14 protein-coding genes and 2 tRNA genes are annotated in these 12843 nt (G+C 73.3%); 10 read left to right on the top strand and 6 right to left on the bottom strand.

The annotated features are described in order from the left end of the window. Positions 1–25 precede the first annotated feature (25 nt). Both EV378_RS11245 and EV378_RS11240 read left to right on the top strand, forming a co-directional pair. Positions 26–99 (top strand) — tRNA-Met (locus EV378_RS11245). 253 nt (positions 100–352) lie between these two features. Then, positions 353–426 (top strand) — tRNA-Met (locus EV378_RS11240). Here EV378_RS11240 and EV378_RS11235 read toward each other — a convergent pair. Then, the gene (locus tag EV378_RS11235; RefSeq protein WP_207908635.1) at positions 424–1053 is read right to left on the bottom strand and encodes a class I SAM-dependent methyltransferase; all 630 of its coding nucleotides are present in this window, start codon (positions 1051–1053) and stop codon (positions 424–426) included. The genes EV378_RS11240 and EV378_RS11235 overlap by 3 nt on opposite strands. 34 nt (positions 1054–1087) lie before the next feature. On the opposite strand from EV378_RS11235, the gene EV378_RS11230 reads away from it, so the two are divergent. Continuing rightward, positions 1088–1312, top strand: a complete 225-nt coding sequence (locus EV378_RS11230) for an RNA-binding S4 domain-containing protein (protein WP_132423647.1) — start codon at positions 1088–1090, stop codon at positions 1310–1312. Between the two features lie 9 nt (positions 1313–1321). Here EV378_RS11230 and EV378_RS11225 read toward each other — a convergent pair whose 3' ends face one another. After that, positions 1322–3406, bottom strand: a complete 2085-nt coding sequence (locus EV378_RS11225; protein WP_132423644.1) for an acyltransferase family protein — start codon at positions 3404–3406, stop codon at positions 1322–1324. A gap of 101 nt (positions 3407–3507) precedes the next feature. Continuing rightward, a complete protein-coding gene (locus EV378_RS11220) occupies positions 3508–4311 on the bottom strand; it encodes a transglycosylase SLT domain-containing protein (protein WP_165922245.1) in 804 nt (267 codons plus the stop codon). A 394-nt stretch (positions 4312–4705) separates the two neighbouring features. On the opposite strand from EV378_RS11220, the gene soxR reads away from it, so the two are divergent. Together soxR and EV378_RS11210 are read left to right on the top strand one after the other, a co-directional pair. Then, positions 4706–5188 carry a redox-sensitive transcriptional activator SoxR gene (gene soxR / locus EV378_RS11215; protein ID WP_279389614.1) on the top strand — a complete coding sequence of 161 codons (483 nt, stop codon included), beginning with the start codon at positions 4706–4708 and terminating at the stop codon, positions 5186–5188. Positions 5189–5245: 57 nt separating this feature from the next. After that, positions 5246–6043, top strand: a complete 798-nt coding sequence (locus EV378_RS11210) for a tyrosine-protein phosphatase (protein WP_132423638.1) — start codon at positions 5246–5248, stop codon at positions 6041–6043. A gap of 136 nt (positions 6044–6179) precedes the next feature. Here EV378_RS11210 and EV378_RS11205 read toward each other — a convergent pair whose 3' ends face one another. From EV378_RS11205 to EV378_RS11195, 3 genes are read right to left on the bottom strand one after another with little or no spacing between them, the layout of a single operon-like run. Continuing rightward, positions 6180–7151, bottom strand: a complete 972-nt coding sequence (locus EV378_RS11205; protein WP_132423635.1) for a zinc-binding dehydrogenase — start codon at positions 7149–7151, stop codon at positions 6180–6182. A gap of 41 nt (positions 7152–7192) precedes the next feature. Next, entirely contained in the window at positions 7193–7585 is a 393-nt protein-coding gene (locus EV378_RS11200; RefSeq protein WP_132423632.1) for a hypothetical protein, read from the bottom strand. A 7-nt stretch (positions 7586–7592) separates the two neighbouring features. Further along, positions 7593–7835, bottom strand: a complete 243-nt coding sequence (locus EV378_RS11195; RefSeq protein ID WP_132423629.1) for a hypothetical protein — start codon at positions 7833–7835, stop codon at positions 7593–7595. Between the two features lie 117 nt (positions 7836–7952). Between EV378_RS11195 and EV378_RS11190 the strand changes: the two genes are divergently transcribed. From EV378_RS11190 to EV378_RS11170, 5 genes are all read left to right on the top strand, one after another. Then, entirely contained in the window at positions 7953–9125 is a 1173-nt protein-coding gene (locus tag EV378_RS11190) for an acyl-CoA dehydrogenase family protein (RefSeq protein ID WP_132423626.1), read from the top strand. A gap of 9 nt (positions 9126–9134) precedes the next feature. Next, complete coding sequence (locus EV378_RS11185; protein WP_132423623.1) at positions 9135–10157, top strand: acyl-CoA dehydrogenase family protein; 1023 nt, start codon at positions 9135–9137, stop codon at positions 10155–10157. Between the two features lie 125 nt (positions 10158–10282). Next, a complete protein-coding gene (locus tag EV378_RS11180) occupies positions 10283–10792 on the top strand; it encodes a PadR family transcriptional regulator (RefSeq protein WP_132423621.1) in 510 nt (169 codons plus the stop codon). Between the two features lie 66 nt (positions 10793–10858). Then, complete coding sequence (prfB, locus tag EV378_RS11175; protein ID WP_132423618.1) at positions 10859–11977, top strand: peptide chain release factor 2; 1119 nt, start codon at positions 10859–10861, stop codon at positions 11975–11977. Beyond that, positions 11974–12681, top strand: a complete 708-nt coding sequence (locus tag EV378_RS11170) for a LolA-like protein (protein WP_132423615.1) — start codon at positions 11974–11976, stop codon at positions 12679–12681. Before prfB ends, EV378_RS11170 begins: the two co-directional genes overlap by 4 nt. Positions 12682–12843: the final 162 nt, after the last annotated feature.

Raw genomic sequence — 12843 nt, 5'->3', positions numbered from 1 at the left:
CTGTCAGGGACACAACGAAACACGGCGCGGGGTGGAGCAGCTCGGTAGCTCGCTGGGCTCATAACCCAGAGGTCGCAGGTTCGAATCCTGCCCCCGCTACGAAACGCGACGCCCCCGGACCCCGGTCCGGGGGCGTCGTCGCGTGTGTGCTCCGCCGCACCTCCCCGGCGCGTGCCGCACCACTTCCCGGCGTGCCGCACACGTCGCAGCCGGTGCGACACGCCGACCGGGGGTGCGGCGGCTCAGCAGGACGAGGAGCTCCGGTGCGTCGTCGGGGGTCGCGGGGGCCCGCACGGCAGGCGGGCCCCCGCGGAGAGCGTCGATCATTGACCTGTAGAGTGGTCACTACCGACGCGGGGTGGAGCAGCTCGGTAGCTCGCTGGGCTCATAACCCAGAGGTCGCAGGTTCGAATCCTGCCCCCGCTACTCATCGGACGGGCCCTCGGGATCACTCCCGGGGGCCCGTTCGCAGCGCAGCACACGGAATCCCTTCTGCGACGTGACGCGCGTCGTCGGCCAGCCCCGCTCGTCGAGCCAGCGGGCCAGGGAGTCCGAGCCGAGGTTCTTGCCCACCACCAGGAACGCCGCCCCGCCCGGCTGCAGGCGCGGCAGCCACCGCAGCAGCAGCTCGTGCAGGGCCGCTTTCCCGGACCGGATCGGCGGGTTCGAGTAGATACCGGCGAACTCCAGGTCGTCCGGGACCTCGTCCGGGTGGCAGGCGGTCACGTTGCCGAGCCCGGCGGACGACGCGTTCGCCCGGGTGAGCCCGACGGCGCGCTCGTTGAGGTCCACCGCCCACACCGGCAGCCGTCGACGACGGGTGGCCAGCGTCAGCGCGATCGGGCCGTACCCGCATCCCAGGTCCAGCAGCGGCCCGCGCACGGACGGCATCGGGGCGTGGTCGAGCAGCACCTGCGTGCCGCGGTCGACCCGCCCCTGGGAGAACACGCCGGAGTCGGTCGCGAGGCTCAGGTCGACGCCGTCGGTGTGCAGGCGGACCGAGCCCGGCCGGCTGGGCGCCGACGGCGCGGCGGAGAAGTAGTGGTCCGGCACGCCCGGTGATGCTACGGGCGCGATGATGGTCGGCATGAGCGCGCCGACCGACGACGTCCCGATCTCGGCGGAGCCGATCCGGCTCGGCCAGTTCCTCAAGCTCGCCGGCCTGGCCGAGGACGGCGGGCACGCCAAGGAGCTGCTCGAGTCCGGCGAGGTGACGGTGAACGGGCGCACCGAGGACCGCAGGGGCGCCCAGCTGCGCGCGGGCGACGTCGTCGCCGTGAACGGCCGCAGCGCCCGTCCGGTGACCGGCTGAGCGCCCGTCTCACCAGGCCAGTGTCGTCTCCAGATGCCGGCCCATCGCCGGGGCGAGCGTGGCCGCGTACGTGGCCGTCAGGTGGTTGTCGTCGAGGTAGACGAGCACGTTCCCGACCTCGCTGGGGCAGTGCTGCGGATCGCACACGAGGTCGGCGACGTCGAGGAAGCTCACGTTCGGCGGGACGTCCGGGACCGTCGACCACGGCGGGAGCGAGTGGTAGTACCCGTCGCGGGGCAGGTCGCAGGCACCCGAGTGGCGGCCCTCGCGGCTGACGCAGTCCGGCACGTTGAAGCCGGGGCGCGGGTTGTCGCGCACGGCGACGACCGGGATCCCGGCGTCGTGGGCACGCCACCACTGCGCGACGAACCCGGGCGGCGTCTGCTCCGTCGGACCGTCCGGTCCGGTGCGCACGTCCCGGCTGGCCAGCGTGATCAGCGCGTCCGGGCGCTGCTCGGCGACCTCGTCGGCGGCCTCGCGGTTCCAGTTCACGCAACCGTCGTCGGCCGGGTCCACCTCGGACGCCGCGGAGTACGGGCAGGCGCCGCGGAACATGACGACGAGCTCCCAGTCCCGCTGCGCGGCCAGTGGCATCAGCGTCGCCGTGTACTGCTGGGCGTGCGAGTCCCCGACGACGGCGATCCGCTTCTGCGGCGGCGCCCCGGACGGTGGCGGGATCCGGCAGACCTCGAGATCGGGACGGCTCGGCGACGGGCCGCACTGCCACGTGCCGTTGCGGTAGCTCCAGTCGTCACCGGCGCCGACGAGTGACGGCAGCAGCGGCGCCTCGGCCGTCGTCGCCGAGTCCACGGCGGACGCCGGGTCCAGCGTGGCGGCGCCGGGATGGGTCAGGGAGACGTCCTCCGACCCGGCGGCGACGTCCTCGCCCCCGCTCGCGGTACGCGCCACGGCAAGGGCCTGCCAGGCCCCGCACAGCACGAGCACGACGGCGACGAGTGCGACCGACGTCCGCAGCGCCGTCCGTGTGCCTGCGCCGCGCAACGGCTCCTCGACGAGCCGCCGGGTCGCCTCGGCGAGCACGAGCGACGCCGCGATGACCGCCGCGCCGGACGCGAGTCCGAGCTGCTCGCGTCCGGTGACCACGAGCGTCAGCACCAGGATCGGCCAGTGCCACAGGTAGAGCGGGAACGCGAGCGCGCCGAGGCGCTGGGCCAGCGGACCGGACAGCCAGCGGTCGGCGCCGAAGCGGTGACCGGTGTGCCCGGCGAGGAGGACGAGAGCCGCCGCCCCGGTCGGCCACAGCGCCGCGATGCCGGGGAACGCCCGGTCGACGGTCAGCAGCAGCCCGCAGGAGACCAGGGCGGCGACGCCCGTCCAGCCGATGACGACACGGGTGCGAGGCCCCGGCAGGCGCTCCAGACGGTCGATCCACAACGCGAGCAGGCCGCCGAGCGCGAACTCCCATACCCGGGTCAGCGAGTGGAAGTAGGCCAGCGGCTGGTCGGAGGCCGTCAGCAGCACCGAGTAGACCAGCGACGGGACACCGACCGCGAGCAGCGTCGCCGTCAGCGCCCGGTGCAGACCGGCGCCGTCGCGCCGGGCGACGACCGCCACCGCACCCACGAGCAGCGGCCAGACCAGGTAGAACTGCCCCTGCACGGACAGCGACCAGAAGTGCTGCACCACGCTCGCCGCGTCGTTGCGCGCCGCGTAGTCCACGGCGTCCGCGGCCAGCTCCCAGTTCTGCAGGAACAGCGCGGACGCGACGATCTCGCGCACGGTCGGCAGCCAGCGCGTCTCGGGCAGCAGCAGCGCGGCGGCGACGACCGTCGCCAGCAGCACGACCGCGACGGCCGGGAGCAGGCGCGCGAACTGCCGCGCCCACGTCGCACGCACGGCCACCGAGCCCTTGCCCGCCGCCCTCCGGTACAGCCCGCCGGTCACCAGGAAGCCGCTGATCAGGAAGAAGACGTCGACGCCGCCCGAGACCCTGTTCAGCCAGACGTGGTAGACGACCACCAGGACGACGGCGACCGCGCGCAGACCCTCCAGCTCGGGCCGGAAGCGCCGCCGGGCGGTCGCGTGTCCCGCCGTGGTGCCGACGGAACCGGCAACGGGGTCCTGTGGGCCCAAACCGTCTCCCTCCGTGGCGCGGGGGAATCGACCCCGCACACGCGAACGGGCCGACAGCGAGAACCTGCCGGCCCGTCCGAGACGCTACGTGACGCCGGGCGTCAGTAGCCCAGGTACCCGCCGCCGGAGCCGGAGCGGCCGCCTGCGGCGAGCGTGTCCTCGCCGTAGCGGTCGATCATGTACCGGACGCCCGCGGTGATGTTCGCGACCGGGTCGGTGACGTCGCGGTCGGCGAAGTCCGGGTGCACGTACTTCTTGAACGTCGAGGGGATGACCTGCATGAGGCCCTCGGACGGGTTGCCCGCGAGCGCGTTGGAGTCCCAGTTGTTGATCGCGTCCGGGTTGCCGTTGGACTCCTTGAGGATGATCCGCTTCAGACCGGGGGCGAAGTCCTGCGACATGCCCATGTGGTCGAGCGCCTCGGCGATCCAGCCGTCCAGCCCGCCCGCGGCGATCTTCTTGTCCAGTGCCGAGCGGGCGGCCTGCCGCTGCTGGTCGGCGGCGACCGCGCGGGCCTGCTCTGCGGCGATCTTCTGGGCGATCTTGCCCGCCTTGCCGGCCGATGCGAGATCGGCGTTGCTGACCTGTGCGGCGCCGGGGGCGGCAGGCGCGTCGGCGAACGAGACCGGGCTGAACGTGCCGGTCGCGCTGCTCGACGTCGGTTTCATGGCCAGCGGCGTCGACTGCGACGCGAGCATCGTCGCCGGGGCGTCGGACGCGGCGGCCTCGGTCGAGTGCCCGTCCAGCGTCGTCGGGATGACGGCGGCGAACGCGCCGGAGGCGACCACGCCGAACGCGGCGCCCGCCGCGACGGTCGAGGTGCCGACCCGCCGGGCGGCGGACGCCGGCGAGGGCAGGGGCCGGTTCGGGGAGGGACCGGCCGGTGCGGCAGCGGGGACTGCCACGGTCGGAGGCATGCGGTAGCCACCGGGGGAGCGGTGTGCAGGCAAGGTTGTGCGCGCCTTTCGCGATCAACGGACGGCGCACTCACGGACGTCCGGGTCGGGGGTCCCGGGGGAGCCGGTCGGGGGGCCGGCTCCCGGCCCGTCCGTGACTGGGCCGTGATGACTCGGAGGACCCTACGGCTCCGCCATGATCACGTCCACTACGGGGCGTGTCCGTCGGCGCGTCTGCGATACCGCTCACCGACGATTCGATCATGAAACCAGGTACTGCTCGCGCGATCGACGGGCCACCCGCACGGCAGGCGGTCGATCACCCAGGTACCGGGCACGGCGTCGACGGGCGACGAAGGGCCCGAATCCCGTAAGCTCCAGTCAGCTTCAGAGTCGGTTCTGCGTGGGGGACGAAGTGGACGCGAAGGATCTGCTGACCATCGGCGACATGGTGGAGCGCAGCGGGTTCCCGCACTCGGCGCTGCGCTACTACGAGCGTGAGGGTCTGATCTCGACGACGCGGACGTCGGGCGGCCAACGCCGCTACCGCCGCAGCACGCTGCGCAGGCTGGCGTTCATCCGCGCGGCCCGGTCGATCGGGATCGGGCTCGACGAGGTCCGGGAGGCGCTGGAGTCGCTGCCGTCCGAGCGGACGCCGACGAAGGCCGACTGGTCCCGGCTCTCCCGCGCCTGGCGCGCCCGCCTCGACGAGGAGGTCGAGGCGTTGCTCGCGCTGCGCGACGGGCTCGACGGGTGCATCGGCTGCGGCTGCCTGTCCATGACGACCTGCCGGCTGATCAACCCGGACGACCGGATCAGCGCCCAGGGCGCCGGTGCGCAGGGCCTGCCGTCCGCGTTGCGCCGCCCGCCCCCGCACGGTCGCTGACGGGGTACTCGTCACGAACCGGCCCGCCGCGCCGGTTCCGGCACCTAGGCTGGGATCGTGACCGATGCCGAGCAGGATCGCTGGCTCCCGTTCGACGGCCTCTCGAACGCCCGCGACGTCGGCGGGCTCCCGCTCGACGGCGGCGGGCACGTGCGCACCGGCGTGCTGCTGCGCACCGAGTCCCTGGAGTCGCTCAGCGACTCCGACGTCTCCCGCCTGACCGGGCTCCTCGGCGTGCGCCAGGTGATCGACCTGCGCAAGGACGGCGAGGTGATCAGCTTCGGGCGGGGCGCGCTGTACGCGGCGGGCGTCGAGACGCACCGCCTGTCTTTCATCCCGGAGGAGGGCAGGGGCCTCCCGGAGATCGACGGTGACATCGACCCGGTCGTCCACAACTACCTGGCCTACCTCACCGACCGGGCCGAGAACGTCGTCGCGGGCGTCCGCCTGGTCGCCGGGCTCGACTCCGGAGCGACGGTCGTGCACTGCGCGGCGGGCAAGGACCGGACCGGCGTGCTGGTGGCGCTCGTGCTGTCCGCGGCCGGTGTGCGGCGCGACGACGTCGTCGCGGACTACGCGCTGTCCGCGACCCGGATCGACGACATGTTCCGCCGCTGGTCGACCGTCGCGGGCGTGCCGATGCCGGACGCCGAGGAGCTGGACCGCCACCGCCCGCGCGCCGAGGTCATGGACGGGTTCCTGGCCCTGCTCGACGAGCGCTACGGCGGCCCGGTCGCGTGGCTGCAGGCCAACGGCCTCACCGACGACGAGCTGGCCCACCTGCGCGCCCGCCTCCGCGACGACGCGGCGGACGACGTCCCCGGCGAGACCGTCTCCGCCGAGGGCCGTCACTAGCCGGCGTCGCGAGTCGTCGATCCGGTGTCGGTGGGCGCTCGTACGGGTAGCTGGCCCGGCATCCACGGCCGCGGCGCGCTCGTCGTGGACGCCGACGGCACCCACGGCGTCGAGCTGGACCACGAGCTCGACCGACTCAGGGCACGAGCACGACCTTTCCCTCCGTGCGGCGCTCCTCGAGCGCCCGGTGCGCCCCGGCCGCGTCGACGAGCGGGAAGCGCGTGGTCACCGGCGCGAACGTGCCGTCGGCCAGCAGGTCGAGCGCCTCGTCGGCGAGCCGGCGCAGACCCAGTGCGAGGATCGGCGGCCCGAGCCCGACGATCGCCGTCCGGCCGGTCGTGTAGAGGTCCTGCGACGTGAACGCCGTCGCCGACCCGGACGACCACCCGTGCAGCACGATCCGCCCGCCGGGCGCGAGCAGGTCGAACGCGGCCCGCCCGACCGCGCCGCCCACGCCGTCGAACACCAGCGACGGGCGCCGGTCCCCGAGCTCCGCGGCCAGGCGGGCCTCCCAGCCGGGCGTCGAGTAGCCGGCGGTCGCCACCGTGCCGTGCGCCGACGCCGCCCGCGCGGTCGATCCGGCGGTCGCGACGACGTCGACGCCGTTCGCGACCAGCCACTGCACCAGCAGCGTGCCGATGCCGCCCGCGGACGACGTGACGAGCGCGAGCTCACCGGTACGTGGGCGGGCGAGCGACAGCAGCCCGGTCGTCATCCGGCCGGTCCCGAGCACGGCCACGGCATCCACTTCGGACACGTGGTCCGGCAGCCGGTGCAGCGCGTCCGCGTCGGTCACGGCCAGCTCGGCGTACCCGCCGGAGGCGGCCGGGCCGAGGTGCGCGCTGACCCGGACGCCGAGCCAGTCGGGGTCGGTGTCCGCGCCGACCGCATCGACGACGCCAGCCACCTCGCGTCCGGGCACCATCGGCAGCTCGGGCAGCCCGAACGGCCCGCCCGCCTCGCCGGCCCGCAGGCGCGTGTCCACCAGGTGGACCCCGGCCGCCGCGACCCGGACCCGCACCTGTCCCCGCCCGGGCGCCGGGTCGGGGACATCGCGGGCCACCAGCACGTCGGGCGGCCCGAACTCCTCCTGCACGATCGCGTCCACGACGCGATCATCCGAGATGAAGCCGACTTCAGGTCAAGCGTCTAGGGCAGTTCTTCGACGATCACGGCGGTGTCCAGCTTGCGCAGGCCGCCCGGGTCGCCGGTGACGGCCGGCCAGCCGCGCTTCCGTGCCGTGCTCACGACCTGCGCCGTGACGAGGTCCTCCTGGCCGGTCGAGGCGAGCAGGAGCCCGGCCTCCTGCGCCGTGTCCGGGTCCAGCTCGTGGATCACCGTGTTCGGTAGCCCGAGCAGGACCTGCAGCGCGCCGTGGTGTTCCGGCTCGAGGACCGACCAGGCCCGTCCGAGCGCGGCGCTGGGGATGGCCAGAACGATGTTCTCCTCGACCGCGGCCCAGACGAGGGCGCGCACGTAGACCGGACGTCCGGTCGCGAACGCCGCCAGTGCAGAGGAGTCGAGTACGCGTCCGCCGATCATCGGCGGGTCAGCCGACGCACGCGGAGTGGCGCGGGCGCAGCGACCGCCGCGCCGCGTCCAGCTCGTCCGCGGGTGGCGGGCCGCCGTAGAGGCTGGCCAGGGTGGCCAGCGAGGCGTCGCGATCCTGCCTCGCCTGCACGGCCTCCGCGACGTACGCGGACAGGCTCGCCGACGATCCGCGCGCGACCGCGTCGCGCGCCTCGGCCACCAGCTCTGCCGGCAGGGTGACCGTCACCCGCTCACTGCGCATACCGAAATCGTACCGCGTGCATACCGCGCCGACCACGGAGCGGCGCTTCCCGTCGGGTGATAGATACGTTACCGACGAGTACGCTCCCGCGAAGCAGCGTGGTGAGGAGACCGCACGATGGACCTGACCTACTCCGCGGCCGAGGAGGACTTCCGCAGCGAGCTGCGGTCCTGGCTGTCGGCCAACATCCCCGACGAGTGGTCCCGCCCCGGCTTCTGGGAGGCCCTCGACGACGACGAGGACTTCCGGATCCGCCGCGACTGGGAGCGGGACAAGGCACTGGCCGGCTTCGCCGGCATCCAGTGGCCCACCGAGTACGGCGGCCGGGGCGGTACGCCCGGGATGAAGGCGATCTACGACGAGGAGATGGTCCTCGCGAACGCCCCGCGCACGGTGAACCCGCTGGGACTGACGTTCCTCGCGCCGACGGTCATGGCGATCGGGACCGACGCGCAGCGCAAGGAGATCATCGGCCCGATGCTGCGCAACGAGGTGATCTGGTGCCAGGGCTTCTCAGAGCCCGGCGCGGGATCCGACCTCGCGGCCCTGTCCACCAAGGGGACCCGGGACGGCGACGACTTCGTCGTCAACGGGCAGAAGGTGTGGACGACCAACGCCGTGCACGGCGACAAGATCTTCACCATGGTGCGCACCGAGCCGGGCTCGGAGAAGCACCGCGGCATCTCGATGCTGCTGATCGACATGCACCAGTCCGGTGTGGACGCCCGGCCGCTGCGCCAGATGAGCGGCGCGAGCGAGTTCGGCGAGGTGTTCTTCGACGACGCGCGCGTCCCGGCCACCGACTGCCTCGGCGAGATCGGCGACGGCTGGCGGACGGCGATGCTGCTGCTCTCGTTCGAGCGCGGCGCGTCCGGGATCTCCCAGTACACGGAGTTCCGCAGGCAGTACGACGAGATCGTGGCCGTCGCGACGTCGCTCGGCAGGGACTCCGACCCGGTGATCCGCAACGAGCTGGCGCGCGTGCTGACCGAGCTGGAGTGCCTGCGCCTGCACTCGATGCACGTGCTCACCCAGGTCGAGCAGGGCCGTGACCTGGGTTTCGAGGCGTCGATGACGAAGCTGCAGTGGTCCGAGACGTTCCAGGACCTCTGGGAGGTCTACGACCGGATCCTCGGCGAGTACGCCACACAGGACACGCTGCCGGACGGGACCGACCTCCGTCCGCTGAACGCGCAGGCCATGTGGTCGCGTTCGGTGACGATCTGGGGCGGCTCGTCTCAGGTGCAGCGCAACATCACCGCCGAGCGTGTGCTCGGCCTGCCGCGGTAGGGGAAAGCGATGTTCTTCGCACTCGATGAGGACCAGCGCGAGTTCGACGCCGCCGTGCGTGGCTACCTGGCGGAGCGCTTCGACCTGGAGGCGGTGCGCGGCGTCGTCGAGGACGGTGCGTCCGACGGCAACCCGGCCTCGCTGTGGTCGGCCGCCGGCGAGCAGGGCTGGCTCGCGACGCTCGTGCCAGAGGAGAACGACGGGCTCGGCCTCGGCCTGGTCGAGGCCCAGGTGATCGCGCGGGCGCTCGGCGCGGGCTGCGCGCCGGGACCGTGGCGCGGCACCGTCCTCGCCGCGGAGGCGATCCGGCTGGCGGGCGGCGACTCCCAGCGCTCGGAGTGGCTGCCGAAGCTCGCCGCCGGTCAGGCCGTCGGCGCGTTCACCGAGCGCGGCAGCGCCGCGAGCGGGCTGCCCGCGGTGGAGTACGGCGCGATCGCCGACGTCGTCGTGGCCCCGTCGCAGGACGGTGTGCCCGGGTTGTCGCTGGTCACCGGCGCGTCCGCGACGCCGGTCGGCAGCTACGACGGCACCACGCGGCTCGCGTCGCTGTCCGGCGGGACGGCCGAGGAGCTGGCGGGCGCGACGGTCGAGGTGCAGAAGGCGCTCGTGGACCGGGCGACCGTGCTGGTCGCGGCCGACCTGGTCGGGATCGCGCGGGAGGCGTTGAGCCGCACCGTGGCCTACGACCGCGAGCGCGAGCAGTTCGGCGTCCCGGTCGGCTCGTTCCAGGCGATCAAGCACGTGATGGCCGACCTGCACGTCGGCGTCACGATGGCCGAGCACGCGTCGCTGTACGCCGCGCACGCGGTGGACACCGGGCTCGACGACGCGGATCTCGCCGTCGCCGTCGCGAAGGGGAAGGCGAGCGAGGTCGCGCTGCAGGCGACCGGCGCCATGATCCAGTACCACGGCGGCATCGGGTACACCTGGGAGCACGAGGCGCATTTCTTCTACAAGCGCGCCAAGCGTCTCGCCGGCCAGTTCGGCGGCGTCGACGTCCAGCGCGAGAAGATCGCGGCGCTGACCGTCTAGAGCCCCAACCGATCCCGTGGTGGATGTCTCGCCGGGACGGTCCGCATCGGACCGCCCGGCGACACGCCGTCGCGGATGTGCACTGTGGAATGGCGGGTACGGCGCTGACGTGGGACGGTGAGTCGATGCCACCTGCCGTACCCGTGAATTCCACCGCCGCCGCACTCCTCGGCCTGCTGCACGGGGGGCCGATGACCGGTGGTCAGCTCGTGTCCGCCGCCGGGGAGCAGTTCGGGCTGTTCTTCTCGGTCACCCGCAGCCAGGTCTACCGGGAGCTGCCCGTCCTGACCGACGCCGGACTGCTCCGGCTCGGCAAGCAGGGTGCCCGCGCGTCGCAGCAGTACGTGCTGACCGCCGCCGGGAAGCGCGCGTTCAAGGCCTGGCTCGCCGAGGGCGGCGAGGCGGAGCCGGTCCGCAGCCCGTTGGTGCTGCGTGTGCTGCACGCCGGGTCGCTGACGGTCAAGCAGCGCACCGAGCTCGTCCGTGACGCGAAGCAGGCCTACACCGAGCGCCTGGCGCAGGCACGTGCCGCGGCCAAGGACACGGAGGACCCGTACGAGAAGCCGGTCGCCGAGTTCGCCGTCGCGCACACCCGGGCCATGATCAAGCTGATCGACTCGGTCCCGACCGACTGATCCGCGGCCTCCGCACCGGCTGCCGGGCATCGGGGCGGTTCGTCCGGCCGCGTAGGCTGGACCGTTGTGAACCCGGACGTCCAGGCCGACCTCAAGGAACTCGACGGCACGCTCTCCAACATCGAGACCGTCGCCGACGTCGAGAACCTGCGCACGGAGATCGACGAGCTGTCCGAGCAGGCGGGGCGTCCGGATCTGTGGGACGACGTCGAGGCCGCGCAGAAGATCACCAGCCGGCTCGCGCACGCCCAGGGCGACCTGCGCAGGCTCGAGGAGCTGCGCCGCAGGCTGGACGACCTCCCGGTGCTCTACGAGCTGGCCGAGGAGGAGAGCGACGACTCCGCGATCGCCGACGCCGACCGGGACCGCGGCAAGCTGCGCTCCGAGATCGAGTCGCTCGAGGTCCGCACGCTGCTGTCCGGCGAGTTCGACCCGCGCGAGGCGCTGGTCACGATCCGCGCGGGCGCGGGCGGGGTGGACGCCGCCGACTTCGCCGAGATGCTCATGCGGATGTACCTGCGCTGGGCGGAGCGGCACGGCTACGGCACCGACGTCTACGACACGTCCTACGCCGAGGAGGCGGGGATCAAGTCGGCGACGTTCCAGGTCCACGCGCCGTACGCCTACGGGACGCTGTCCGTCGAGCAGGGCACCCACCGGCTCGTCCGGATCTCGCCGTTCGACAACCAGGGCCGCCGCCAGACGTCCTTCGCCGGCGTGGAGGTCGTCCCGGTCGTGGAGACCACCGACCACGTCGAGATCGACGAGAAGGACCTGCGGGTCGACGTCTACCGCTCGTCCGGACCCGGTGGTCAGGGCGTGAACACGACCGACTCCGCGGTCCGGCTGACGCACATCCCGACCGGCATCGTCGTCTCCTGCCAGAACGAGCGCTCGCAGCTGCAGAACAAGGCCAGCGCCATGGTCGTGCTCTCGGCCAAGCTGCTCGCGCGCCGCAAGCAGGAGGAGCGCGAGCTGATGGACTCGCTCAAGGACTCGTCGGACTCGTCATGGGGCAACCAGATGCGCAACTACGTCCTGCACCCGTACCAGCAGGTCAAGGACCTGCGCACGGGCCTGGAGAACCAGAACCCGAGCGGTGTCCTCGACGGCGACATCGACGACCTGATCGAGGCCGGGATCCGCTGGCGCAAGCAGACCGAGACCGAGTCGACCGGCGCGTGAACCTCGCCCGACCGGCCGCGGCGCTCGCCGCCGCGGCCTGCGCCCTGCTCGTCCTGACCGGGTGCACCGGCACCACGCCCGCCGCGTCCGTGGCCACGCCGTCCCCCGCCACGACGGCGTCCCCGGACCGCGTCGTCGGCGACGCGCTCGCCGCGACGCTGTCCGCCGGCTCGGCCCGCGCGTCGATCGACGCAGGCACCGCCGCCGGAGCGGTGACCGCGAACGGCCCTCTGCGGTTCGCGCCGTTCGCCGCCGACCTGTCCGCGACCGTGCAGGGCAGGGCGGTCTCCGTACGTACCGTCGACGGCTCGTCGTGGGTCGAGTTCGGCGGGCGGTGGCAGCGGGTCTCCTCCGGGCTCGTCCCGGTCGACGCGCTGACCGGCGCACTGCACGCGGCGCCCGGCCTGCGCGACGTCGTCGCGGACGGGACGGAGGACCTCGGCGGTGTCCCGACCACCCGCTACCGCGGGACCGCCGACCTCGAGGCGGCCGCGGCGGCATCGGCCGATCCCGCCACCGCGGCGGGCCTGCGGTCGTTGGCCGGGCTCGTGACCGGGCGCCCGGCCGTCGAGGTCTGGCTCGGCCCGGACGGACGGGTCGCGCAGTTGCGTGTCTCACCGGCGGGCGGGTCGGCCACCGGCCCGGTCACGCTGCGCCTGACCGACCTCGGCGTGCCCACCGACATCACCCCGCCGTCGCCGTAGCCCGTCCTGCCGCACGCGTGCTGATCCGCAGAACGCGCGCGTCGTCGGAGAACGCGTGCGCCCGGGCACGCGCGTTCTCCCGTGGCGAGCGCGTTCCGCGGATCATGAATGCGGCTCGGCCACCCACGGCGGACCCTCCGAACTGCGCCTTTGCTCTGCTCA

Origin of the sequence: Pseudonocardia endophytica (assembly GCF_004339565.1) — a bacterium.
GTDB classification, from domain to species: domain Bacteria; phylum Actinomycetota; class Actinomycetes; order Mycobacteriales; family Pseudonocardiaceae; genus Pseudonocardia; species Pseudonocardia endophytica.
This window is presented reverse-complemented; position numbering and strand designations above follow the sequence as displayed.